General features: G+C 73.8%; 19 protein-coding genes. 14 read left to right on the top strand and 5 right to left on the bottom strand.

The window, feature by feature from the left end; all coding sequences use genetic code 11:
* Positions 1 to 163: 163 nt before the first annotated feature.
* Together OC439_RS19700 and OC439_RS19705 are read right to left on the bottom strand one after the other, a co-directional pair.
* Positions 164 to 937 (bottom strand): anti-sigma factor, encoded by a 774-nt coding sequence (locus tag OC439_RS19700; protein WP_262014699.1) that lies wholly within the window; start codon positions 935 to 937, stop codon positions 164 to 166.
* Positions 891 to 1496: an RNA polymerase sigma factor gene (locus OC439_RS19705; protein ID WP_013284457.1), complete on the bottom strand. Its 606-nt coding sequence runs from the start codon at positions 1494 to 1496 to the stop codon at positions 891 to 893. Before OC439_RS19705 ends, OC439_RS19700 begins: the two co-directional genes overlap by 47 nt.
* 240 nt (positions 1497 to 1736) lie before the next feature.
* Between OC439_RS19705 and OC439_RS19710 the strand changes: the two genes are divergently transcribed.
* The 7 genes from OC439_RS19710 (at position 1737) to OC439_RS19740 (ending at position 8117) form a co-directional block, all read left to right on the top strand.
* Entirely contained in the window at positions 1737 to 2570 is an 834-nt protein-coding gene (locus tag OC439_RS19710) for a DUF4397 domain-containing protein (RefSeq protein WP_262014700.1), read from the top strand.
* Positions 2567 to 3232 carry a class F sortase gene (locus tag OC439_RS19715; RefSeq protein ID WP_262014701.1) on the top strand — a complete coding sequence of 222 codons (666 nt, stop codon included), beginning with the start codon at positions 2567 to 2569 and terminating at the stop codon, positions 3230 to 3232. Before OC439_RS19710 ends, OC439_RS19715 begins: the two co-directional genes overlap by 4 nt.
* A gap of 96 nt (positions 3233 to 3328) precedes the next feature.
* Positions 3329 to 4504, top strand: coding sequence for a cysteine desulfurase family protein (locus OC439_RS19720; RefSeq protein ID WP_262014702.1), 1176 nt, complete (start codon positions 3329 to 3331; stop codon positions 4502 to 4504).
* 37 nt (positions 4505 to 4541) lie between these two features.
* Positions 4542 to 5618 carry a tRNA 2-thiouridine(34) synthase MnmA gene (gene mnmA / locus OC439_RS19725; protein ID WP_013284461.1) on the top strand — a complete coding sequence of 359 codons (1077 nt, stop codon included), beginning with the start codon at positions 4542 to 4544 and terminating at the stop codon, positions 5616 to 5618.
* Between the two features lie 30 nt (positions 5619 to 5648).
* Positions 5649 to 6653, top strand: coding sequence for a methionine synthase (locus tag OC439_RS19730; protein WP_262014703.1), 1005 nt, complete (start codon positions 5649 to 5651; stop codon positions 6651 to 6653).
* A gap of 37 nt (positions 6654 to 6690) precedes the next feature.
* Complete coding sequence (locus OC439_RS19735) at positions 6691 to 7059, top strand: VOC family protein (protein ID WP_030270144.1); 369 nt, start codon at positions 6691 to 6693, stop codon at positions 7057 to 7059.
* Between the two features lie 26 nt (positions 7060 to 7085).
* Entirely contained in the window at positions 7086 to 8117 is a 1032-nt protein-coding gene (locus OC439_RS19740) for an ADP-ribosylglycohydrolase family protein (protein ID WP_262014704.1), read from the top strand.
* Between the two features lie 19 nt (positions 8118 to 8136).
* Here the strand turns inward: OC439_RS19740 and OC439_RS19745 are convergent, their stop codons facing one another.
* Positions 8137 to 8661: a type II toxin-antitoxin system PemK/MazF family toxin gene (locus tag OC439_RS19745; RefSeq protein WP_262014705.1), complete on the bottom strand. Its 525-nt coding sequence runs from the start codon at positions 8659 to 8661 to the stop codon at positions 8137 to 8139.
* Positions 8662 to 8843: 182 nt separating this feature from the next.
* On the opposite strand from OC439_RS19745, the gene ligA reads away from it, so the two are divergent.
* From ligA to OC439_RS19780, 7 genes are all read left to right on the top strand, one after another.
* The gene (gene ligA / locus OC439_RS19750; protein WP_410054939.1) at positions 8844 to 10997 is read left to right on the top strand and encodes an NAD-dependent DNA ligase LigA; all 2154 of its coding nucleotides are present in this window, start codon (positions 8844 to 8846) and stop codon (positions 10995 to 10997) included.
* A 151-nt stretch (positions 10998 to 11148) separates the two neighbouring features.
* Positions 11149 to 13683 (top strand): putative bifunctional diguanylate cyclase/phosphodiesterase, encoded by a 2535-nt coding sequence (locus OC439_RS19755; protein ID WP_262014707.1) that lies wholly within the window; start codon positions 11149 to 11151, stop codon positions 13681 to 13683.
* A gap of 105 nt (positions 13684 to 13788) precedes the next feature.
* Positions 13789 to 14094 carry an Asp-tRNA(Asn)/Glu-tRNA(Gln) amidotransferase subunit GatC gene (gatC, locus tag OC439_RS19760; protein WP_135243672.1) on the top strand — a complete coding sequence of 102 codons (306 nt, stop codon included), beginning with the start codon at positions 13789 to 13791 and terminating at the stop codon, positions 14092 to 14094.
* Positions 14095 to 14170: 76 nt separating this feature from the next.
* Entirely contained in the window at positions 14171 to 15646 is a 1476-nt protein-coding gene (gene gatA, locus OC439_RS19765; protein ID WP_262014708.1) for an Asp-tRNA(Asn)/Glu-tRNA(Gln) amidotransferase subunit GatA, read from the top strand.
* Between the two features lie 191 nt (positions 15647 to 15837).
* Complete coding sequence (locus tag OC439_RS19770; protein ID WP_262014709.1) at positions 15838 to 16989, top strand: putative Ig domain-containing protein; 1152 nt, start codon at positions 15838 to 15840, stop codon at positions 16987 to 16989.
* 123 nt (positions 16990 to 17112) lie between these two features.
* Positions 17113 to 18606, top strand: coding sequence for an Asp-tRNA(Asn)/Glu-tRNA(Gln) amidotransferase subunit GatB (gatB, locus tag OC439_RS19775; protein WP_018786240.1), 1494 nt, complete (start codon positions 17113 to 17115; stop codon positions 18604 to 18606).
* A 116-nt stretch (positions 18607 to 18722) separates the two neighbouring features.
* On the top strand, positions 18723 to 21080 hold the full coding sequence (locus OC439_RS19780; RefSeq protein ID WP_262014710.1) for a transketolase-like TK C-terminal-containing protein: 2358 nt from the start codon (positions 18723 to 18725) through the stop codon (positions 21078 to 21080).
* A 388-nt stretch (positions 21081 to 21468) separates the two neighbouring features.
* On the opposite strand, the gene OC439_RS19785 is transcribed toward OC439_RS19780, so the two are convergent.
* Positions 21469 to 23082: a metallophosphoesterase gene (locus tag OC439_RS19785; protein ID WP_135243676.1), complete on the bottom strand. Its 1614-nt coding sequence runs from the start codon at positions 23080 to 23082 to the stop codon at positions 21469 to 21471.
* A 53-nt stretch (positions 23083 to 23135) separates the two neighbouring features.
* Positions 23136 to 24311, bottom strand: coding sequence for a PQQ-dependent sugar dehydrogenase (locus tag OC439_RS19790; protein ID WP_262014711.1), 1176 nt, complete (start codon positions 24309 to 24311; stop codon positions 23136 to 23138).
* Positions 24312 to 24377 lie beyond the last annotated feature (66 nt).

The following is a 24377-nucleotide window of genomic DNA, read 5'->3' on the forward strand; positions in this document are numbered from 1 at the left end:
GCGTGGTCGGCGACCTGTTCAAGGTCGTCCCGCAGGCCGCCGAGGAGATCCGCAAGCGCAAGTGAGCGTCGCGTGAAAGAAGGCCGCCGCCCGGTGCACCGGGCGGCGGCCTTTCCTCGTAGGGAGCTGATCGGCGGGCCGGGGAGCTGAGCCGGCCCGCCGATCAGCCCGTCAGGGTGCCCCTCAGCAGGCTGTCGCCGGAGTGGGCGGGCTTGTTGTCGTACTGCTCCGCGCTGACGTCGACCACGGTGTAGGTACGCAGGTCGACGTTCGGGGGGATCGGCAGGAGCGCGTCCCCTGATCCGTTGCTCAGCGTACCCACGGAGAACATCTTCATCGTGTTCGGATCGATCAGCCAGACCTCGTAGTACCCCGGAACGCTCGGGAGATTCGCCACGTGCAGATGCAACCGGTTGTCACCGAGCACCCGGGCGTCGCCGGAGGCGTCCTTCGGCGTCGAGCCGAACGCGGCGAGCGGCGCGCTGGCCACCACCGACGGCTGCGGATCGGCCGGCTCGCCGCCGCCACCGCCGAGCACCGCGGCCGTACCGGCCACGCCGATCACCGCGGCGGCGGTGGCGGTGACCGCCGTGGTCGCCCACCCCGGCCAGCGCCGGCTCCGCCGCGGACGACGTGCCACGACGGGTACGGCGGCCGGCTCCACCGGGTCGGCCGGGCGCGGCAGGCGCCGATCGGTCAACGCCGGCAGCTCCTCGGCGGCCCGGATCTCGGCCACGATGCTCTGCCAGATGTGCTCCGGCGGGTCGGGCAGCTCGGCCAGGCCCTGGGTGCCGGCGCCGAGCCCGGCGACGTGCTGGAGCGACTCCATCTCGCCCCGGCAGTGGTCGCAGGTGTCCAGATGGGTGGCCTCGCCGTCAGCCGCCTCGCTCTCACCGAGCGCCAGAAAGACCAGCCGGTCGTGGTCCAGGTGCTGCACCGTCCACCTCCCATCTGCGTTTCAGGCTCTGCATGCCGCGTCTGATGTGACTCTTGACGGTGCCGAGCGGCACTCCGGTCACCGCCGCGATCTGCTGGTGTGTCAGGTCGTCGTAGAACGCCAGCTCCAGCATCCGGCGTTGTTCGTCGGGGAGCCGGGCCAGCTCGTCGGCGACCACCAGCCGGTCGACCACCGTGTCCGGGTCGGGGCCGGTGGAGACCGGTTCCGGCAGTTGCTTCACCGTCTCGACCACCCGGGTCTCCCGGGCCGAGGCCCGGATCCGGTCGACCACCTTGCGCCGCCCGATTCCGAGCAGCCAGCCGACCAGTGAGCCTTTCGCCGGGTCGAACGTCTCCCGGCCGAGCCAGGCGGCGACGAACGTCGCCTGGGTCACGTCCTCGGCGTCACTGCGATTCACGAGCGTCGTGGTGGCCAGGTGCAGCACCGCTCGCCCGTACCTGTCGTACGCCTCTCGCAGGGCCGCCTCGTCGCCGTCGCGGAACCGGGTGGCGAGGTCGTCCTCGCCCGGCGGTTCGGGGCCCTGTCTGGCCGCCGTCACCGGGCGGCTCGCCTTCCGTGGGGCATGCCCGACTGTAACTCCCACAGCCCTCGCCCCACTCTCCCGGTGTGTCGGTCACGACCCTCGTCACCTCTCCTTCGTCGCCGGAGGGTCCGGCGGATGCGCCCGGAGACGGGAAAAAGAAATCGGATCCGGGCGCATCCGGGGGAGACGGAGCCGGCGTAACCCGTTCTGCAAGCCAGGCCTGACGAATCAGCACCAACCACCAGGAGGCAGACAATGCAGTACGCGATGTTCCGTCGGGTCGCCGCGGGCGGCGCGGTGGCCGCCCTCACCTTCGCCGGCGTCGGCGCCGCCACCATGAGCCCGGCCTACGCCGCCTCGTCGAAGGTCTCCGTGGTCCACGGCATCCCGGACACCCCGGTCGACGTGTACGTCAACGGCGAGAAGACGCTGAACAACTTCAAGCCCGGCGACGTGGCCGGCCCGCTCACCCTGCCCGAGGGGGAGTACGACATCGCCCTGACCAAGCCCGGTGAGGCGGTCGACAAGGCGATCCTGAAGGTGGACGACGCGAAGGTGCCGGGCGGGGCGAACATCAGCCTCGCCGCCCACCTGAGCGCCGCCGGCGAGCCGCAGATCACCCCGTTCGTCAACGACGTGTCCAAGGTGGGCGCCGGCAAGGCCCGGCTGATCGTCCGGCACACCGCCGCCGCCCCGGCCGTCGACGTGCGGGCCGGCGGCAAGCCGGTCTTCGAGGGCCTGACCAACCCGAAGGAGGCGAAGGCGGACGTGGCAGCCGGCTCGGTCAAGGCGGACGTGGTGCTCGCCGGCACCGACACCGTCGCCATCGGCCCGGCCGACCTGAACCTGAAGGAGGGCACCGCCACCATCGTCTACGCGATCGGCTCGGCCGAGGCGAAGAACCTGAGTGTGGTCGCCCAGACCATCAACGGCCTGCACTCGGCGCCGGGCGGCGTGCCCAGCGGCACCGGCGGCCAGGCCGGCACCGGCGTGGACACCTGGTGGTACGTGCTGGCCGGGGCCGGCGTGCTGCTCCTGGTCGGCGGCGGGGCGCGGGTGGCGGCAACCGCCCGGGCCGGTCGCCGGTGACGGTGCGCAACCGCGGGGCGCTGGCGGCGATGGCCGCCGGCGCCGCCGCGCTCATCCTGGCGACAGTGGTGGCGTGCGGATCCGAGCCCGCCGAGGACGTCGGCGGCGACGAGGTGACGGCCCTGGCCAGCGCCACGCCCACGCCGACACCGGCGGCGACCGGCGGCGGTTCGGTCCCGGTGAACCCGGGGACGCTGCCGGCCGGCAGCGAGATCGTGCCGCCGGTGAAGCTGAGCATCCCGCCGATCCGGGTCACCGCCACCGTGAACCCGGTGGGCGTCAACGAGCGCACCGACGAGTTCGAGGTGCCGCCCAGCGTGGACCAGGTCGGCTGGTACCGCTACGGCCCCGGCCTGGAGGCCGGCGCCGGCTCGGTGGTGATCGCCGGGCACGTGGACAGCGCCGAGCAGGGCAAGGGGGCGTTCTTCCGGTTGCGTGAGCTGGGCCAGGGGGACGAGCTGACCGCCACCGGCTCGGACGGCCGCGAGCGCGCCTACCGGGTGGTGGCCCGGGAGGAGTACCGGAAGTCGAAGATCCCGCTGGAGCGGTACTTCGCCCGCGACGGGAAGCCCCGTCTCACGCTGATCACCTGCGGCGGGCCGTTCGACGCGAAGACCCGCAGCTACCGGGACAACATCGTGATCACAGCCGTTCCCGCGTGATCACGGGCGTTCCGCGTGAGCGGCCGGACCGCCCCGGGTGGGACGGGGCGGTCCGGCCCCCGGCGCCGGGTACGCAGGCCGTTAGGCTGAACCGTGATGGCATACCTTGATCACGCGGCGACGACCCCGATGCTGGACGAGGCACTCGAGGCGTACGTCGCCGTCGCCCGCGAGGTGGGCAACGCGTCGTCGTTGCACGCGGCGGGTCGCCGGGCCCGGCGACGGGTGGAGGAGTCCCGCGAGCGGGTGGCCGCCGCGCTCGGTGCCCGCCCCTCCGAGGTGATCTTCACAGGCGGCGGCACGGAGAGCGACAACCTCGCCGTGAAGGGCGTCTTCTGGGCCCGCCGCGACGCCCGGGCCGAGCGGGTCCGGGTCGTCTCCAGCGCGGTCGAGCACCACGCCGTCCTCGACGCGGTGGACTGGCTGGTCGAGCACGAGGGCGCGGAGGCCGGCTGGCTCCCGGTCGACGCGGCCGGGCGGCTCGACCCGGAGCGCCTGCGCGCCGAGCTGGCCGAGCACGGCGAGCGCGTCGCGGTGGTCACCGCCATGTGGGCGAACAACGAGGTGGGCAGCGTCCAGCCGGTGGCCGAGCTGGCCGCCGTCGCCGCCGAGCACGGGGTGCCGTTCCACACCGACGCCATCCAGGCGGTCGGGCAGGTACCTGTCGACTTCGCCGCCAGCGGCGTGTCGGCGCTCACCGTGACCGGGCACAAGCTCGGCGGCCCGACCGGCGTGGGCGCGCTGCTGCTGGCCCGCGACGTCCCGGCCACCCCGCTGCTGCACGGCGGCGGCCAGGAACGCGACGTACGCTCCGGGACGCTCGACACCGCGGGCATCGTCGCGTTCGCGGTCGCCGTCGAGGCCGCGGTGAAGGGCCAGCAGGAGTACGCGGCCCGCGTCGCCGCGCTCCGCGACGAGCTGGTCGAGCGGGTCCGGCAGGCCGTCCCCGAGGTGATCTTCAACGGTGACCCGGCCGACCGGCTCCCCGGCAACGCGCACTTCTCCTTCCCCGGCTGCGAGGGAGACGCGCTGCTGCTGCTCCTGGACGCCCAGGGCATCGCCTGCTCGACCGGATCGGCCTGCTCGGCCGGCGTGGCCCAGCCCTCGCACGTCCTGCTGGCGATGGGCGCCGACGACGACCGGGCCCGGTCCTCGCTGCGCTTCACGCTCGGCCACACGAGCACCGGCGCGGACGTGGACGCGCTGATCGCCGCGCTCCCGGCGGCGGTGGAGCGGGCCCGCCGCGCGGCCGCCCTCCGTACGCCCCGCTGACCCGGATACCCTCGGTGAGGACGAGGGGAGTGGGCCGGTGAGGGTTCTGGCGGCGATGTCGGGCGGGGTGGACTCCGCCGTCGCGGCGGCGCGGGCGGTGGAGGCCGGGCACGACGTGACGGGCGTACACCTGGCGCTGGCCCGTAACCCGCAGACGTACCGCACCGGCGCCCGGGGCTGCTGCACGCTGGAGGACTCCCGGGACGCCCGGCGCGCCGCCGACGTACTCGGCATCCCGTTCTACGTGTGGGACATGGCCGACCGGTTCCACGACGACGTGGTGGACGACTTCGTGGCCGAGTACGCCGCCGGGCGTACCCCGAATCCCTGCCTGCGCTGCAACGAGAAGATCAAGTTCGCGGCGGTGCTGGACCGGGCCGTGGCCCTGGGCTTCGACGCGGTGGTGACCGGCCACCACGCCCGGCTCGGCGCCGACGGCCTGCTGCGGCGCAGCGTGGACGCGGCCAAGGACCAGTCGTACGTGCTGGCGGTGCTGACCCGCGCGCAGCTCGACCGGTCGATCTTCCCGCTCGGTGACTCGACGAAGGCCGAGGTGCGCGCGGAGGCCGCCCGGCGCGGCCTCGCCGTGGCCGACAAGCCGGACTCGCACGACATCTGCTTCATCGCCGACGGCGACACCCGCGGCTTCCTGGCCGAGCGGCTCGGTGAGGCGCCGGGCCAGGTGGTGGACGCGCTCACCGGCGCGGTGGTGGGCAGCCACAGCGGCGCTTACCAGTACACCGTCGGGCAGCGGCGCGGCCTGCACCTGGATCGGCCGGCGCCGGACGGCCGGCCCCGCTACGTGCTGTCCATCACCCCGACCACGAACACGGTGACAGTCGGCCCGGCCGAGGCGCTGGAGGTCTCCGACGTCCGCGCGACCCGCCCGGTGTGGACCGGCGGGCCGCGCCCGGACGGGCCGGTCGAGTGCGAGGTGCAGCTGCGGGCGCACGGCGACGTGGTGCCGGCCGCCGTCGAGGTGGACGCCGACGGCCTGCGCGCGTCGCTGCGCCGCCCGGTCCGGGGTGTCGCCGCCGGCCAGGCGATCGTGGCCTACCGGCCGGACCCGGCCGGCGACGTGGTCCTCGGCTCCGCCACCATCACCGCCGCCTGACCTCGAACCGGCAGCGGATAGGCTGCGGCCGTGACTGAGCAGGCGTGGCCCTGGCCCACCGGTGCGGCGACCGGCATCGGGTCGCTGCCCGGCACCGACATCGCCGAGGCGCAGCGGATCGTGCTCGGCGAACTTCCCGCCCTGCCGCACCTGCCCGAGCTGCCCGCCCGCGGACCGGGCGCGGACCTGGTCGGCCGCACCGCCGGCCTGCTCGTCGAACTGCCCGTCGAGCTGTACGCGGCCCGCTGGCGGATCGCCCCGCGCCCCGGCCGTGACCTGCGCCGCGCCCGCGACCTGATGGAACGCGACCTCGACCAGCTCGCCGAGCAGGCCGAGGAGTACGCCGGACCGGTAAAGGTCCAGGCGGCCGGCCCGTTCACCCTCGCCGCCGCGCTGGAGCTGCCGATCGGCGGCCGGATGCTGCGCGACCCGGGCGCGGTACGCGACCTCGCCGGCTCGCTCGGCGAAGGGCTGCGCGGGCACGTCGAGGCGGTGACCCGGCGGCTGCCCCGCGCCTCGGTGCTGCTCCAGCTCGACGAGCCCTCCCTGCCGACCGTGCTGGCCGGGCGGGTGCCCACCGAGAGCGGCTTCGGCACCCACCGTCCGGTGGAGACCGAGGTGGCGCGGGCGCTGCTGCGCGACGTGATCGAGGCGGCCGGCGTACCGGCGCTCGTGCACTGCTGCGCGCCGGACGTACCGCTGGAGCTGATCCGCTCCGCCGGCGCGGTGGGCGTCGCGCTCGACCTGTCGCTGGTCACCGACCTCGACCCGCTCGGCGAGGCGATCGACGCCGGGCTCGGGCTGCTGGCCGGCGCCGCGCCGACGCTGCCGCCGCCGTCCGGCCGGGCGCCGACGTCGGCCCAGGTCGCCGACCGGGTGCGGCGGGTCTGGGACCAGCTCGGCTTCCCCCGCCGCCGGCTGGCCGAGCAGGTGGTGGTCACTCCCGCGTGCGGCCTGGCCGGCGCCACCCCGGGGTACGCCCGCGCGGTGCTCACCGCCTGCCGCGACGCGGGCCGGCGGCTCGCCGAGGACTGACGTTTTTCCGTCGTACCCGCCGGGCACGATGACCGGCATGATTGGACGACTGCGTTCCACGGTGATCGACTGTCCCGATCCGCGCGCGCTCGCCGCCTTCTACTCCGAGCTGCTCGGCCTGCCCGTGGTGGAGGAGAACTCCGACGGCGACGAGTGGGTGGTGCTCGGCGGCCCACCCGGGCATCAGCCGCGGGTGGCCTTGCAACGGGCGCCCGGCCTGCGCACCCCCGACTGGCCCGATCCGGCCCGGCCGCAGCAGTTCCACCTCGACGTGAGCGTCGACGACATCGAGGCGGCCGAAAAGGCGGTGCTGGCGCTCGGCGCACGGCGGCTGCCGGGTGAGGGGGAGGGCTTCCGGGTCTACGCCGACCCGGTCGGCCACCCGTTCTGCCTCTGCTGGGACTGATCTTCCGCGGCTTGCGTGGTGGAGGCATGATCGCCACCGTGACCGCCTCCACCGCCACCGGCCGCGCCGCCGGTTCGCTGTTCGGCCTGGCCTACGGCGACGCCCTGGGCAAGCCGACCGAGTTCCTCACCGTCACCGAGATCGTCCGGCGCTACGGTCCAGCCGGTCCGCGCGAGCTGACCGGCGACCCGGCCCTGGTCACCGACGACACCCAGATGGCGCTCGCCGTGGCGTGGGCGCTGCACGACGCGCCCGAGTACACGGCCGAGGCGGTGGAGCCGCTGCTGCGGCAGCGCTTCGTCGACTGGTCGATCAGCCCGGAGAACAACCGCGCCCCCGGCATGACCTGCCTGCGGGCCTGCGCCGAGCTGGCCCGGGGCGCCCGCTGGCAGCAGGCCACGGTCGCCGGCTCGAAGGGCTGCGGCGCGAACATGCGCGTCACCCCGGTCGGGCTGCTCGACGTCGACCTGGACACGATGGCCGGGCTGGCCCAGCTCCAGGCCGGCCTGACCCACGGCCACCCGACCGGGCTGGCGGCGAGCGAGCTGACCGCGTACGCGGTGCGGCTGCTGCGCGACGGCGCGGCGCTGCCGGAACTGCCCGGCCTGCTCACCGAGCGGGCCCGGGAGCAGCGCACCGTCTACCGGGACGACTGGCTCGGTGACCTGTGGCAGCGGCCCGGCGAGAGCAGCGCGGCCGAGTTCGTCGCCCGGGGCTGGGACGACTGCCTGTACGTGCTCGGCCGGCTGGAGGCGGCGCTGGCCCGCCCGGACGACGGCGGCGACCCGTGCCGGTTCACCGGCGAGGGGTGGATCGCCGAGGAGGCGCTCGCCACCGCGCTGCTCTGCGCGCTGCGCCACCGCGACGACCCGGTCGGCGCGCTGGCCCGTGGTGCCACCACGGCCGGTGACTCGGACTCCATCGCCGCGCTGGCCGGCGCGTTCGTCGGCGCCGCGTACGGCACGGCCGCCTGGCCCGCCGGGTGGGCCGGCCGGATCGAGTACGCGGGCCAGCTCACCGCGCTCGCCGCCGCGTTCGACCGGGAGGCGCCGCGCTGAGGTGCGGACGCCGCCGGGGTCAGCCGGTGAGGTGGCTCAGCCGGCGGACGCCACGCCACAGGTCCGGGTCGCAGGTGCCGGCCCGGTCGGCGAACGCGCTCAGCGACACCGGGATCGGCTCGCTCACGTCGAGGTAGCTGTCGTGGTCGGCGCCCGGATCCCAGTCCCGGGTCGGGATCGGCAGGTGGTCGTCCCGGTCCGACTTGTCCTGGCTGGTGATCTTCAGTACCTCGGCGTCCCGGCCGTCGACGCGCAGCACCAGGCAGGGGCGCACCTTCGAACCGGTCCCGTCGGCGTAGGGCACGTCGGCCCACCAGATCTCCCCGGGCCGGGGCTCGTTCCGGTCCGCCCGCCCGGCGCCACGCGGCCTCGGCGGCGTCGCGGTGCGGTCACCCCGCGGCCCGGTGCCGGTCCGGTCACGCCTCCTGTCCGCCCGGTCGCGCGTCCCGGCGCGGTCGGCCGCGCGGCGGCGCCACTCGTTCCACAGCCAGCCGGCCGCGACGCAGGCCACGATCACCAGCGCCCAGACCACCCCGTCGCGCATCCGCCGCCCGCCTCCCGACCGTTGTCGCCCACTACCGCCGACGCGATCGTCGCACGGCCGGGGCGGACCCGCCGGGTGGCGCGGCGGGCACCGGTCCGCCCTGCTCGGCGCGGGTGACCGGACGACTGTCACAGCCGACCGCTACGGTTCTCGGGTAGCACCGACACGGGAGGTCGACAGCGGTGTCCGAAGGCGGCGGCGTGTCCGAAGAAGCGGTTCCCCCAGCGGTCGACGCCGCCCAGGACGCGGCGGCGGGTGCCGAGCCGACCCCGGCGGCCCGGGAGCGGCACGCCACGCTCAGCCAGGAGCTGACCGAACACCAGTACCGCTACTACGTCCTCGACGCGCCGACCGTCACCGACGCCGAGTTCGACAAGCAACTGCGGGAGCTCGAGGCGCTGGAGGCCGAATACCCGGCGCTGCGCACCCCCGACTCGCCCACCCAGCGGGTCGGCGGCACCTTCTCCACCGACTTCACCCCGGTCGCGCACGCCGAACGGATGCTCTCGCTCGACAACGCCTTCGCCGACGAGGAACTGGCCGCCTGGTCCGAGCGGGTCGAGCGGGACGCCGGCGGCCCGGTGCCCTACCTGTGCGAGCTGAAGGTCGACGGGCTCGCCATCAACCTGACCTACGAGAAGGGCCGGCTGGTGCGCGCCGCCACCCGGGGCGACGGCCGCACCGGCGAGGACGTCACCGCCAACGTGCGCAGCATCAAGGGCGTGCCGGCCCGGCTGACCCCGGCCGACGACTTCCCGGACGTGCCCGACCTCCTGGAGGTGCGCGGCGAGATCTACTTCCCGGTGGCCGCGTTCGCCGACCTGAACGCGAGCCTGGTCGAGCAGGGCAAGGCGCCGTTCGCCAACCCGCGCAACGCCGCCGCCGGCAGCCTGCGGCAGAAGGACCCCCGCGTGACCGCCTCCCGCCCGCTGCGCCTGGTGGTGCACGGCATCGGTGCGCGCACCGGGTTCCGGCCGGCCGCGCAGTCCGAGTCGTACGCCGCGCTCAAGGCGTGGGGGCTGCCCACCAGCGACCGGTGGCGGGTGGTGGACGACCTGGCCGGCGTCGCGGAATACATCGCCTACTACGGCAAGCACCGGCACGACGTCGAGCACGAGATCGACGGCGTGGTGGTCAAGGTCGACCCGGTCTCCATCCAGGGCCGCCTCGGCTCGACCAGCCGCGCGCCCCGCTGGGCGATCGCCTTCAAATACCCGCCGGAGGAGGTGAACACCAAGCTGCTCGACATCGAGGTGGAGGTCGGGCGCACCGGCCGGGTCACCCCGCGCGCCGTGCTCGAACCGGTCCGGGTGGCCGGCTCCACCGTCGCCTACGCCACCCTGCACAACGCCCGCGAGGTCGAGCGCAAGGGCGTGCTCATCGGCGACACGGTGGTGCTGCGCAAGGCCGGCGACGTGATCCCCGAGGTGCTCGGCCCGGTGGTCGAGCTGCGCCCGGCCGACGCCCGCCCGTTCGTCATGCCGACCACCTGCCCGGCCTGCGGCACTCCGCTCGCGCCGGCCAAGGAGAGCGACGTCGACATCCGCTGCCCCAACGGGCGGGCCTGCCCCGGTCAGATCCGCGAGCGGGTCTTCTACCTGGCCAGCCGCAAGGTGCTCGACATCGAGGTGCTCGGCGAGAGGGGCGCGGCGGCGCTGCTGGACGCCCAGATCATCACCAACGAGGGCGACCTGTTCCAGCTCGACGCCGAGCAGTTGAGCCGGTCGCCGTTCTTCGTCAACAAGGACGGCAGCCTGGGCAGCAACGCCACCAAGTTGCTCGACAACCTCGCCGAGGCCAAGGAACGCGACCTGTGGCGCGTGCTGGTGGCACTGTCCATCCGGCACGTCGGCCCGACCGCCGCCCAGGCGCTCGCCCGGCACTTCCGTTCGGTCGCCGCGATCGAGGCCGCCGGTGAGGAGGAGCTGTCCTCGGTGGACGGCGTCGGCCCGACCATCGCGGCGAGCGTGAAGGAGTGGTTCGCCGTCGACTGGCACCGCGACGTGGTGCGCAAATGGGCCGAGGCGGGCGTACGGATGGCCGAGGAGGCCGCCGACGAGGGGCCGCGACCGCTCGACGGCGTCACGGTGGTGGTCACCGGCACGCTGAGCGGGTTCAGCCGCGACCAGGCGGCCGAGGCGATCCAGGTCCGGGGCGGCAAGGTGACCGGCTCGGTCTCCAAGAAGACCGGTTTCGTGGTGGTCGGCGACAACCCCGGCTCCAAGGCCGACAAGGCCGCCACCCTGAAACTGCCGATCCTCGACGAGGACGGCTTCCGGGTGCTGCTCGACTCCGGCCCGGAGGCGGCCCGCGAGGTGGCCCGGGTGGAGGACTGACGGGGCTGGTCACGGCGATCGTTCGCGGATACCAAGTTAATTACGACTCCGACCGATTCGTGACTGTCGTGTCGGGGAAATCGCCTCGGAGGGCGTTTCATTGGCGTACGACGCGTGACGGCGCGCGCCAGGACATTCCCCGGGAGGTGCGATGGAGACCGGCGACCCGCGTAACTCCGTCCCGCCCGGGCGGAGCGGGCCGTTCTTCGGCTTCGTCGCCGCGATCGGCGCGGTCGCCCTGCTGGTCTCGGCCGGGCCGCTCGTCGCGCTCACCGACCGGCTGACCGAACTGCCGGCCGCGTTCTGGACCATGGCGGTGCTCGCCGTCGCCTGCGACGCCCGCCCGTTCGTCCCGCCCGGCCGCCGGCAGACGTCTGCGGTGTTCCCGTCGACCTGCTTCACCTTCGCGATCCTGCTCGGCTGGGGCTTCGGCCCGGCCGTCGCGGTGCAGGCCGTCGCCGTGGCGGTCAGCGGCTGGCGACTCGGGTACGCCCCCTGGCGCACCGGCTTCAACGCCGCGCAGTACGCGTGCGCGCTCGCCGCCGCGTACGCGGTCACCCGGCTCGGTCCGGGCGAGCTGTTCGGCGGCGGCCGGCTGCACTGGACCGACGTGGCGGCGGTGGGCGGCGCGACGCTCGCCTGGTTCGTGGTCAACTACGGGCTGGTCAGCTCCGCGGTCCGGCTGCGTTTCGGCGACAGGTGGTGGCCGAGCGTCCGCAGCGGCCTGGCGTACGAGCTGCTGTCCACCGGTTCGCTGCTGCTGCTCGCGCCGGTGCTGGTGGCCGCCGCCCGGGCCAGCGCGGCGCTGATCCCGCTGGTGCTGGTGCCGCTGTTCGCCGTCTACCGGATGGCCCGGCTCTCCGAGGAACGGGAACAGCTCGCCGACGTGGACCCGCTCACCGGGCTGCCCAACCGCAAGGCGCTGCTGACCGAGGTGGCCGAGCAGGTGCACCTGCACGGCGAGCGGGCCGCTCGGGGTGCGCCGGACGCGCACCTGGCGCTGCTGCTGCTCGACCTCGACCGGTTCAAGCACGTCAACGACGCGCTCGGGCACGCGGTGGGGGACCGCCTGCTGGTCGAGGTGAGCGCCCGGCTGATGGGCGCCGTGGGCGCCGGTGACATGGTGGCGCGGCTCGGCGGCGACGAGTTCGCCATCGTCGTACCCCGGCTCGCCGACATCGACCAGGCCCGCGAGCGGGCCGACCGGGTGGTCGCCGCGCTCGCCGAACCGGTGCCGCTGGACGGGCTGCCGCTGGACGTGGGCGGCGCCATCGGCATCGCGCTCTACCCCGACCACGGCGAGGACTTCGCCACCCTGATGCGTCACGCCGACGTGGCCATGTACGACGCGAAGCACCGCAACGACACGGTGGCGGTGTACGCGCCGGAGTCCGACCACAACTCGGCCGAGCGCCTCAGTCTGCTGGCCGACCTGCGCCGGGTGCTGGAGTCCGGCCCGTCCGCGCAGGGCGGGGAGACGGTGGGCGTACGCGGGGGTGACGGCGCGGCCCTGACCCCGGCGCTGCCGGTGCGGGCCGACCGCACGGCCCGCAACCAGCGCCCGGCGCGCGACGGCGGCCGGGGACGGTCCGGCGACGGGCCGAACCGGTGGCTGCGGCGACGCCGCGACCGCGCGGAGGAGCGGCACGACGACGACCTGATCGAGCAGATCCTCACCGGCGCCGACCCGATCCGCCGCCGGGCCGCCCGGGCCGGCGCCGGCCCGGGCGCGGGTCCGCTCGTGGTCGGCGACGCGGAGTTCGCGCCGGAGACCGCCGACGCCGACGTCACCCAGGACGCGGAGGCGGCCGTGAGCACCGGCGCGCCGGGCGTCATCGGGCCGACCGCCGACGGGAGCATCGTGGCCGAGGCGGACGAGCCGGCCGGGCACCCGGGTGAGATCACCATGTACTACCAGCCGCAGATCGCCATCGCCACCGGCGAGGTGGTGGGTGTCGAGGCGCTGCTGCGCTGGCGGCACCCGCGCCGGGGCATGGTCGACCCGGGCGAGCTGATCCAGGTCGCCGAGCAGAGCGCGGTGATGCGGCTGCTCACCCGCCGCGTGGTCGACGACGTGGTGGAGCAGCTCGCCAAGTGGTCCGCGGCCGGGCTCACGCTGCGGGCCGCGCTCAACGTCAGCGTCCGGGACCTGCACACCGGCGAGATCGCCGACCAGATCGCCGACCGGCTGACCCGGTACGGCGTGCCGCCCGAGCGCCTCCAGGTGGAGATCACCGAGGGGGCGCTGATGGCCGACCCGCGACGGGTGCTCGCCAGCATCACCCAACTGCACCGCATCGGCGTCGGCATCGCGCTCGACGACTTCGGCACCGGCTACTCGTCGCTGCAACACCTGCGCCGGCTCCCGCTGTCCGAGGTGAAGGTGGACAGGTCGTTCGTCCTCGGGATGGCCGAGGACCCGGACGACGCGGCGATCGTCCGCTCGATGATCGAGCTGGCCGGCGCGCTCGGGCTGCGGGTGGTGGCCGAGGGCGTGGAGGACGAGCGCACCTGGCGGCTGCTGCACGCCGCCGGGTGCGACGTGGCGCAGGGCTGGTTCCACGCCCGGCCGATGCCGGCCGAGGACCTGGTGGCCTGGCTGTCCCGCTACCGTCCGGTGCGCCCGGCGGAGGCGGTGAGCCGCGGCGGTCCGGCGCCGGAGGGGGAGTCGAAGGCGTCGTCGTGACGGCGGGACAATAGACTCGCTCCGGTCACCGCGCGTCATCGAGCACGCCTGCACGCGCGGCCGGTCCGTCGCAGACGTCTCAGGACAGCCACGAAGGGGGCACTGATGGCCGCCATCTCCCGCGAGGAGGTCGCGCACCTCGCGCGACTGTCGCGGCTCGCCGTCACGGATGAGGAACTGGACACCTTCGCCGGCCAGCTGGATGTGATCCTCCAGTCGGTCGCGCAGGTCGGCGAGGTCGCCGCGGCGGACATCCCGCCGACGTCCCACTCCGTGCCGCTGACGAACGTGCTCCGCGAGGACGTGGTGCGGCCGGGCCTGACCCCGCAGGAGGCGCTGTCGGGCGCCCCCGACGCCGAGGAGCAGCGGTTCCGCGTCCCGCGGATCCTGGACGAGGATGTGGCCTCATGAGCGAGCGCAGCGAGCGAATCATCAGGCTCAGCGTGGTTGTCGGTCGTGACGGCACGGAGCGAAGCGGAGTGCCGGCATGACCGACCTGACGAAGCTGAGTGCTGTTGAGATCGCCGGGCTGGTGGCGAGCGGCGAGACCTCCGCGGTCGAAGTCACCCAGGCGCACCTGGACCGCATCGCCGCCGTCGACGACCGGGTGCACGCGTTCCTGCACGTCGACACCGAGGGGGCGCTGGCGGCCGCGCGTGCCGTGGACGAGCGCCGCGCCGCCGGTGACGAGCTGGGCCCGCTCGCCGGTGTGCCGGTCGCGGTGAAGGACGTGCTCACCACCAAGGGCGTGCCGACCACTGTCGGGTCGAAGATCCTGGAGGGCTGGCGCCCGCCGTACGACGCGACGATCGTCGAGCGGCTGCGCGACGCCGGCACGGTGATGCTCGGCAAGACGAACATGGACGAGTTCGCGATGGGCTCCTCCACCGAATACTCCGCGTACGGGCCGACCCGTAACCCGTGGGACACCGACCGGATCCCGGGCGGCTCCGGCGGTGGCAGCGCGGCGGCGCTGGCCGCGTACGAGGCGCCGCTGTCGATCGGCTCGGACACCGGCGGCTCGATCCGCCAGCCCGGCGCGGTCACCGGCACCGTCGGCGCGAAGCCCACCTACGGCGGCACCTCCCGCTACGGCCTGGTCGCGTTCTCGTCGTCGCTGGACACGCCCGGCCCGTGCGCGCGTACCGTGCTCGACGCCGCGTTGCTGCACCAGGTGATCGGCGGTCACGACCCACGCGACTCCACCTCGATCCCGGCCCCGGTGCCGGACGTGGTGGCCGCGGCGCGGCTCGGCGCCACCGGCGACCTGACCGGCGTGAAGCTCGGCGTGGTCACCGAGTTCACCGGCGAGGGCGCGGAGCCGGGCGTGATGGCCGCGTTCCGCGAGTCGGTCGAGGCGCTGGCGAAGCTGGGCGCCGAGATCGTCGAGATCTCCTGCCCGCACTTCAAGTACGCGCTGCCGGCGTACTACCTGATCGCGCCCAGCGAGTGCTCCTCCAACCTGGCCCGGTTCGACGGCGTCCGGTTCGGCCTGCGGGTCGGCGACGACGGCAACCGGTCGCTGGAGGAGGTCATGTCGCTGACCCGCGAGGCCGGCTTCGGCCCCGAGGTCAAGCGGCGCATCATGATCGGCACGTACGCGCTCTCGTCGGGCTACTACGACGCCTACTACGGCCAGGCACAGAAGGTCCGCACGCTCATCACGCGGGACTTCACCAGCGCGTTCGAGCAGGTCGACGCGCTGATCTCGCCGACCACGCCGTTCGTGGCGTTCCCGATCGGGTCGCGTACCGCCGACCCGTACCAGATGTACCTGGCCGACCTGTTCACCATCCCGACGAACCTGTACGGCGGCCCGGCCATCTCGGTGCCGTGCGGCCTGTCCGAGGGGCTGCCGGTCGGCTTCCAGATCATGGCGCCGACCATGGCCGACGATCGGATGTACCGGGTCGCCGCCGCGCTGGAGGGCGCCGTCGGCACGCTCACCCCGCCGGCGCTCTGAACCACGGGTACGGAGGCGGCCGGGCCGCCTCCGTACCGACACGGTGATCACCGATCAGTGGATTGCCCGGGGTCACTGGCACTGGTCGAATAGACTCCGAGTCTGCTGGTTCGACTGGACTGCGGCCCGCTGGCGGACGCGAGCGGTTCCGACCGAGAGCTGGATGTGCGATGGGGACACTTCGCCCGGTCATGGCCCTGACGATGGTCGTCGCGCTGCTGCTGGGCGCCGGGCAACCGGCCGCCGCGCAACCGGCCACCGCCGCCACCGAGGCCGTCACCATCACCTCGGGCAAGCCCCGGTCGGTCATGGTCATCGGGCAGGTCTACGCGATCCACACCGTCGAGGCGACTGGTGGCACGGCGCCGTACCGGTTGTCGGTGGCCTCGGGCAGTCTGCCGCCGGGGATGCTCGTGGTCGGTACGTCCCTCGGTGGCGCGCCGACGACGCCCGGCACGTACACGTTCACGCTGCGGATGACCGACCAGAACGACCTGTTCGGCGAGCAGACGGCGACCATCGAGGTACGCGAGCAGAAGGTCGTCATCACGTCGGGCAAGCCCCGGTCGCCCATGTACCTCGGCCGGGTGTACGCGATCCACACGGTCGAGGCGACGGGTGGCACCGCGCCGTACCGGTTGTCGGTGGCCTCGGGCGGTCTGCCGCCGGGGATGCTCGTGGTGGGGACGTCGCTCGGTGGTGCGCCGACCACGCCCGGCACGTACACGTTCACGCTGCGGATGACCGACAAGAACGACCGCTTCGACGAGCAGAACGTCACAGTCGTCGTCGCCGAGGCGGCGACCGCGTTCACCTCCGGCGAACCGCCCGCCGCCACCGTCGGTAAGCCGTACTCCTTCCGGTTCACCGCCGACGGCGACTCGGACATCGCGTTCGCCCTGGCCGCCGGGGCCCTGCCGGACGGTCTCACCCTCGACGAGGCGGGCAAGCTCAGCGGCACCCCGGGCAGCGCCGGCACGTTCACCTTCACCGTCGCGGCGAAGGGATACAGCACCAGCGCCACGAAGCAGGTGTCGCTGACCGTCGCCGCGCGGCCCCAGAGCACCCCGACGGCGTCCCCGACCGGCTCGACGCCCGACCCGGCCGACCCGACTGCGACGCCGACGCCGAGCGACCCGGCCGCCACGCCGTCGGAGAGCAGCAGCACCCCGGCGCCCCAGCCGACGCCCTCGCCGTCGAAGGTGAGCGGCGCGTGGCTGCCGATCACCGGGCCGGGTTCGCCGCTCGTCCTGCTGCTGTTGAGCGTCGTGGCCTTCTCCGTCGGCGGCATCCTGCTCGTGCTCGCGTACAACCGGCGGCGGACCTTCACCACACCCGAGTGACACCCGGCCCGGGCCCGGTCGTCGTGGCGGGCCTGGTGCGGTGATCTCGAAGCCCGGCAGCGGGGTGGCTCGGCCAGCCGATTAGGCTGGAACGGTTCTGTCCGGATCGCGCCTGGAGCTCAGATGACGACGACACTGCCCGCGTACGACGAGGTCGTCGCGCGCTTCGAACCGGTGATCGGCCTGGAGACCCACGTCGAGCTGGGCACGAACACCAAGATGTGGTGCGGCTGCCCGACCGATTTCGGCGGCGAGCCGAACACCCGGGTCTGCCCGGTCTGCCTCGGCCTGCCCGGATCGCTGCCGGTGGCGAACAAGGCCGCCATCGAGGCGACCATCCGGATCGGGCTGGCGCTGAACTGCTCGATCGCCGAGTGGTGCCGGTTCGCCCGGAAGAACTACTTCTACCCGGACATGCCGAAGAACTTCCAGATCAGCCAGTACGACGAGCCGCTGTGCTTCGACGGCTACCTGGACGTCGAGGTCAACGGCGAGCTGGTGCGCATCGGCATCGAGCGGGTGCACCTGGAGGAGGACACCGGCAAGACGCTGCACGTCGGCGGCGCCACCGGTCGCATCCACGGCGCCACCGAGTCGCTCGTCGACTACAACCGGGCCGGCATCCCGCTCGTCGAGATCGTCACCAAGCCCATCCCCGGCACCGGCGCGCTCGCGCCCGAGGTCGCCCGCGCGTACGTCACCGAGCTGCGTGACGTGATCCGCTCCCTCGGCGTCTCCGACGTGCGGATGGAGGAGGGCTCGCTGCGCTGCGACGTCAACACCTCCCTGAACCGGCCGGGCGAGGAGTGGGGCACCCGCACCGAGACCAAGAACGTCAACTCGCTGCGCTCGGTCGAGCGGGCGGTGCGCTCGGAGATGCTGCGTCAGGCGTCCGTGCTGGAGGCCGGTGGCCGGATCACCCAGGAGACCCGGCACTTCCACGAGGACACCGGCGACACCACGTCGGGCCGGTCCAAGGAGACCGCCACCGACTACCGGTACTTCCCGGAGCCGGACCTGGTGCCGCTCGCCCCGGACACCGCGTGGGTGGCCGAGCTGAAGGCCGCCCTGCCGGAGCTGCCGCGGCTGCGCCGCAAGCGGATCCAGCAGGAGTGGGGCCTGTCCGACCTCGACATGCAGTCGGTGGTCAACGCCGGCGCGGTCGAGCTGATCGAGGCGACGGTGGCCGCCGGTGCCACCCCTGCCGCCGCCCGCAAGTGGTGGCTGGGCGAGCTGTCCCGCCGCGCCAACGAGACCGGCGTGGAACTGGCCGACGTGGGTGCCACTCCGGCGCAGGTCGCCGAGCTGCAGGGCCTCGTCGACGCCGGCAAGCTCAACGACAAGCTGGCTCGTACCGTGCTCGAGGGCGTGGTGGCCGGTGAGGGCTCGCCGACCGAGATCATGACCAACCGCAACCTGGAGGTCGTCTCGGACACCGGCGCGCTCACCGCCGCAGTGGACGAGGCGATCGCCGCCAACCCGGACGTCGCCGACAAGATCCGCAGCGGCAAGGTCGCGGCGGCCGGCGCGCTGGTCGGCGCGGTCATGAAGACCACCCGCGGCCAGGCGGACGCGAAGACCGTCCGCGAGCTGATCCTGGCGCGCCTCGGCGCCTGACGTGTTGTAAGGAAGGGCCCCTTCTTAACGCCTGGTGCATGGGAAGGGGCCCTTCCTAACGCCTCGCCACCCCTCCCCGGACAGGGCGTCAACGGCGACGCCCGGATGGAGTCACCGTGAACCAGCACGACCTCGACGTCCTCGACGAGATCCAGCGCCGGGTGCTCTGGCTCGCCACCCGCATCGTCGACGCGGCCAACCACGACCGCGACACCGGTGACGGGGTGAAGGTCGGCGGCCACCAGGCGTCAAGCGCCTCCCTGGTCACCGCGATGACAGCGCTCTGGTTCCACCACCTCGACGCCGAGGACCGGGTGGCGGTGAAGCCGCACGCCTCGCCGGTGTTCCACGCGATCCAGTACCTGCTCGGCAACCTCGACAAGTCGTACCTGCCGAAGCTGCGGGCACGCGGCGGGCTCCAGTCGTACCCGTCGCGTACCAAGGACCCGGACGAGGTGGACTTCTCCACCGGCTCGGTCGGCCTGGGCGCTGCCGCGCCGCTGTTCGCCGCCGTAACCCGCCGCTACGTCGACGCGCACTTCGGCCCGCGCCCGCACTCCCGGTTCGTCGCCATCATCGGTGACGCCGAGCTGGACGAGGGCAACATCTGGGAGGCGGTCGCCGACCCGGCCACCACCGGACTCGGCAACGTGATGTGGCTCGTCGACTTCAACCGCCAGTCACTGGACCGGGTCGTCCCCGGCATCCGCATCAACCAGTGGCGCGGTCAGTTCGAGGCGGCCGGCTGGCACGTCGTGGAGGTCAAGTACGGCCGTAGGCTCGCCGAGGCGTACGCCCGGCCGGGTGGCGCGGCGCTGCGCGACTGGATCGACCGGATGCCCAACGAGCAGTACCAGTCGCTGTTCGGGCTGGCCGGGCCGGCGCTGCGCAAGCAGTTCCTGGACGGCGCGCCGGCCGAGGTGGCCGCGTTCGTCGCCGACATCGGCGACGACGAGCTGGGCCCGCTCGTCACCGACCTGGGCGGGCACGACGCGCAGGCGATGCTCGACGCGTACGCCCAGTGCGACGCGGTCACCGACCGGCCCAGCGTCGTGTTCGCGTACACGGTGAAGGGCTGGGGTCTGCCGATCGCCGGCAACCCGCGCAACCACTCGGCGCTGCTCACCACCGAGCAGATCGACGCGCTGCGCGCCGCGCACGGCCTGACCGTCGAGACCGAGTGGGACCGCCTCGACCCGGCGACCCCGGCCGGCATCCGGGCCGGCGAGCGCCGGGAGGCGCTGTCCCGCCGGCCGCGCGAGCGTGCGCTGGGCGTCACCGTTCCGGAGACCACGAGGGTACGCGCGAACAAGCCCGTCTCCACCCAGGAGGTCTTCGGCCGGGTGCTGGTCGACCTGGCACGCGATCCGCAGGTGGCGCCCTACCTGGTGACCACCGCGCCGGACGTGGCCACCTCGACGAACCTGGCCGGGTTCATCAACAAGACGGGCGTGTTCGCCCCGACCGAGCAGCGTTCCTGGACCGAGGACCGGATGCTGCGCTGGACCGAGAGCCCCGCCGGGCAGCACATCGAGCTGGGCATCTCGGAGATGAACCTGTTCCTGCTGCTGGGCCAGCTCGGCCTGTCGTGGGACCTGTCCGGCCAGCCGCTGCTGCCGGTGGGCACCGTCTACGACCCGTTCGTGCTGCGCGGTCTCGACGCGTTCCTCTACGGCACGTACTCCGGTTCCCGGTTCGTGGTGGCCGGCACCCCGTCCGGCATCACGCTGGCCCCGGAGGGCGGCGCGCACCAGTCCACCATCACCGCGTCGGTCGGCCTGGAGCTGCCCGGGGTGACGTTCCTGGAGCCCGCGTACGCCGGCAGCCTCGACTGGCTGCTCTGCGACGCGCTCGGGCAGATCGCCGGCGGCGCCGCTCCGGCCGCCACCGCCGCGCCGGCCGAGGACGGGGCGTACTACTTCCGGCTCAGCACCCGGCCGATCGACCAGGCGCCGTTCGAGGCGGCCCGGGCGCGGCTCGGGGACGCGGTGCTGCGGCGGCAGGTGGTGGCCGGCGCGTACCGGCTCGTCGACGCGCACCAGGCGTACCCCGATCTGGCTGACGCCCCGGTCGTGCAGCTCGCCGCCTCCGGCGCGGTGCTGCCGGAGGTCCTGGCGGCCGCCGCGGAGCTGGCGGAGGAGGGCGTCGCCGCGCACGTGGTCGACGTGACCAGCCTGGACCGGCTCTACCGTGCGTGGCAGCGGACGCTGCGCCAGGGCGTGCGGACCGCGACCGTGCCGAGCGTGCCCGGCGCGCTGCGGTCGGCGTTCGCCGACCGGGTGCCGGTGGTCACCGTGCACGACGCCGCGTCGCACGCGATGGCCTGGCTCGGCTCGGCGGTCGGCGCCCCGGCGGTGCCGCTCGGCGTGGACGAGTTCGGCCAGTCCGGCAGCGTCCGGGAGCTGTACGAGCTGCACGACCTGCTGCCCGGCAGCATCGTCAACGCCGCGCTGGCCGCGATCGCGCTGCGCTGAGGCGCGCGTCCGTTGCGCTGACCGCACTCCGCCACGGGGCCGGCCGGACAGCCCGGGCGGTGGCTGGTTTTCCCTCACGGAACGTGACGGCTGGATTGGCTGCGGAGAGTAACCGCCTCTGGCGGCCTCGGGATCCACCTCTCGGCCACTTTGCTCTGCAGCCACATCCGCATCGCCGCCCTGAGCTGGGGCGGAGTGGGGTGCCCACCGCTCTGCATCCACCCAGGCGGCGACTCTCGGTGCCTGCTGCGCCGATGGGTGCAGAGCAAAGTCGGCGGCGGGGCACTCCCGTGCCGGACGGGCTTCGTGACGCCGAGTAACCGGGTGTCAGTGCGGCAGAGCGCCCGACTGAATGACCGCGAGGGGAGGCGGCGAGAAAGCGGGGCGGTCAGCTCGTGGGGGTGGGGCTCAGTGTGGTCGTACCCGGTGACGGCGACTCCGACGGGCCGCGGGTCGGGGTCGGGGTGACCGGGACCTGGTCGCCCTTGGCCGGGTCGCGGATGACGTGCCGCTCCAGGTTGACCTGCGACTGTCCGGTGCCGCCCACGGTGATGTCGTCGTACGCCTGGAGCAGCTTCTGCTGGTCGAAGTAGAGCACCGTCATGGTGAGCGGGGTCGGCTTCTCGCCCTCCAGGCCGCGCAGCCCGGCACCGCCGGTGGAGCCCTGCACCATCAGCGTGGTCGGCTGCTTGCCCTCGACCTGCGGCAGTTTCGACACCTGCCGGGAGTGGGTGTGCCCGGAGAGCACCAGCGGGCAGGTGCCGGAGAGCGGGCCGGCCGAGGCGGGGTCGTGGATGAGCGCGATGTCGACCTTGCGCGGCGACTTCCCGATCGTGGCGGCGAGCTGTTCACCGGCGCCGATCACCTGGTCGGCGACGGCCGAGGTGAGGCCGCTGCCGGCCGGTGAGGTCTCCTTGTCCGGCGTGAAGCGGGGGTCGCCGATGCCGGCGATGGTCAGCCCGCCCACCGTCGTGACCGAGTTGTTCAGCACGATCGCGTTCGGCTGCTGCGCCACCGCGGCGGCGGTACGCGGCGAGTCGTGGTTGCCGCGGATGAACACGTACGGCTTCTTGAGCAGGCCGATCGACCCGACGAACGACGCCTCCGGCTCGCTGCCCCAGTCGGTCATGTCGCCGGTGTCGACCACCACGTCGATGCCGAACTGCTCGACCACGGTACGGATCAGCTGCCAGCCGGTCGGGTTGAGGTGGATGTCCGACACGTGCAGCACCCGGGTGGTGCCGGGCGACGGCTGCACCACGGGCAGCGCCGAGACCGTGGTGTAGAGCTTGCTGACGTTGCCGACCAGCCGTTGGAGCTGCTCGGCGTACTTGGTGTAGTCGTTGGCGATCCGCCGCGCGTCACCGACGATCGCCGGCGCGTTGACGAGCAGGCCCTCGTACCGCGGCTCCTCGATCGCCTGCGGGCGCAGCGTGCTCGCGGCCACCCCCAGGCTGCCGGCGGTCACGACCAGCGCCAGACCGCCGGCCCACGCGGTGCGCCGGACGTCCCGGAAGACGAGCGCGGCCAGCAGCAGCGTGGCCAGCACGGCCGAGGCGAGCGTACGCAGCCCGAGCCGCATCACGCCGTCGCGGACGTCCTGGACGGCCGACTGGCTGGCCCGGCTGATGCTGGCCGGGTCGTCGATGAGCGCCTCGGTGCGCCCCTGGTCCAGCGAGCCCACCTCGACGGTGAGGTACGCCGGGCCGTCGTGACTGTCCAGCAGCAGCGCCCCCAGCGGCGGGATGTCGACTGTGGTGCCGCCGGACAGCGACGGGCTGAGCTTCAGCTCGGCCCGGAACGGGCCGATGTCGGTGCCGACGTGGCCGCCCGCGTACGTGCCGATCACGATGCCGCCCAGCGTGACCGCGAGCAGAGCCAGCACGACACCCAGCCGGCGCAGCCGGTGGCCGGGCCGCCACGCCGTCAGGCGGCGGGCGCGCCCGCGCTCCGGAGACGTCTCGTCCCCGGTGCGGTGCTGTTCGTTCTCGTGGCCGTCCATGCTGAGATTCTGACCTGCCCCCTGCGCGATCTTGACAAACCCGGCCGGCCGGATCAGCTCCGGCCGGCACCACCGTCGGCGAAGACGAGCCGCAGGAGGCGGTCGTCCTCGGCGGTGGGCGTACCCCGCCCGTCCCGGTTCGACGTGCTCACCCACAGCGAGCCGTCGGGCGCCGCCGCGACGGCCCGTAGCCGACCGTACCGGCCGTTGAGCAGGTCGCGCGGCTGACCGAGGACGGTGCCGTTACCGGCCAGCTCCACCAGCCAGAGCCGCTGGCCGCGCAGGCAGGCGGCGACGAGCAGACGGTCCGCTGCCGCCAGGCCGGAGCAGGAGGCGTCACCGGTGGGCCACTGCGTGATCGGGTTCACGTAGCGCCTGTCGTCGCCGCGCCCCTCGACCCGGGGCCACCCGTAGTTGCCGCCCTTGTCGATCTGGTTGATCTCGTCCCAGGTGTTCTGGCCGAACTCCACCGCGTACATCTTCTTGTCCGGCGTCCAGGCGAAGCCCTGGACGTTGCGGTGACCGGTCGACCAGACCGGCGACCCGGCGGTGGGGTTGCCCGGCGCCGGTCTGCCGTCCGGCGTGATCCGCAGGATCTTGCCGCCGAGGCTCTTGGCGTCCTGGGCGTTCTCGGTGCGCCCGGCGTCGCCGGTGCTCGCGTAGAGGTGACCGTCCGGGCCGAAGCCCAGCCCGCCGCCGTTGTGCGTACCGGACTTCGGGATGCCGGTCAGGATCGGCTTCGGCGCCTGCCCGAGCTGCATCTTCGCGATCCGGTTGTCGTCCTCGGCCGTGTAGTAGACGAAGACCGTGCGGTCCTTGGCGTACGCGGGGGAGACCGCGATGCCGAGCAGGCCGCCCTCGCCGCCGGCGGCGACGTCCGGCACGGTCTGCACCGGCCGTACGGCCAGCCCGTCCGGGCCGGACTCCGGGCCGACCTGGAGGATCCGCCCCTTGTCCCGCTCGGTGACCAGCGCGCCGCCGTCGGGGAGGAACGCGATGCCCCACGGCACCTCCAGGCCCTTGGCCAGCACGGTGGCGACCACCTGCTGGCCGGCCCCGCCGGGGCTCGCGGTGCCGGACGGTGTGGGCAGGTTGGGCGGGGCGCCGGCCGGGTCCGGCTCGGGCTCGCCGAGGGCGCAGCCGGCGGTGCCCAGCAGCAGCGCCGCGCAGGACGCCGCCAGCGCCGTCCGGAGGCGGCGGACACGGGGGTACGCAAGACGCGGGCTCACCCGCCCCAGCCTAGCCGGGCGGACCGGCGAACCGGGCGCGTCGCGCGCACCCCTGTCCGCCTCCGG

The sequence above is a fragment of the Micromonospora sp. Mcm103 genome (assembly GCF_024519755.1).
Lineage (GTDB): Bacteria > Actinomycetota > Actinomycetes > Mycobacteriales > Micromonosporaceae > Micromonospora > Micromonospora aurantiaca.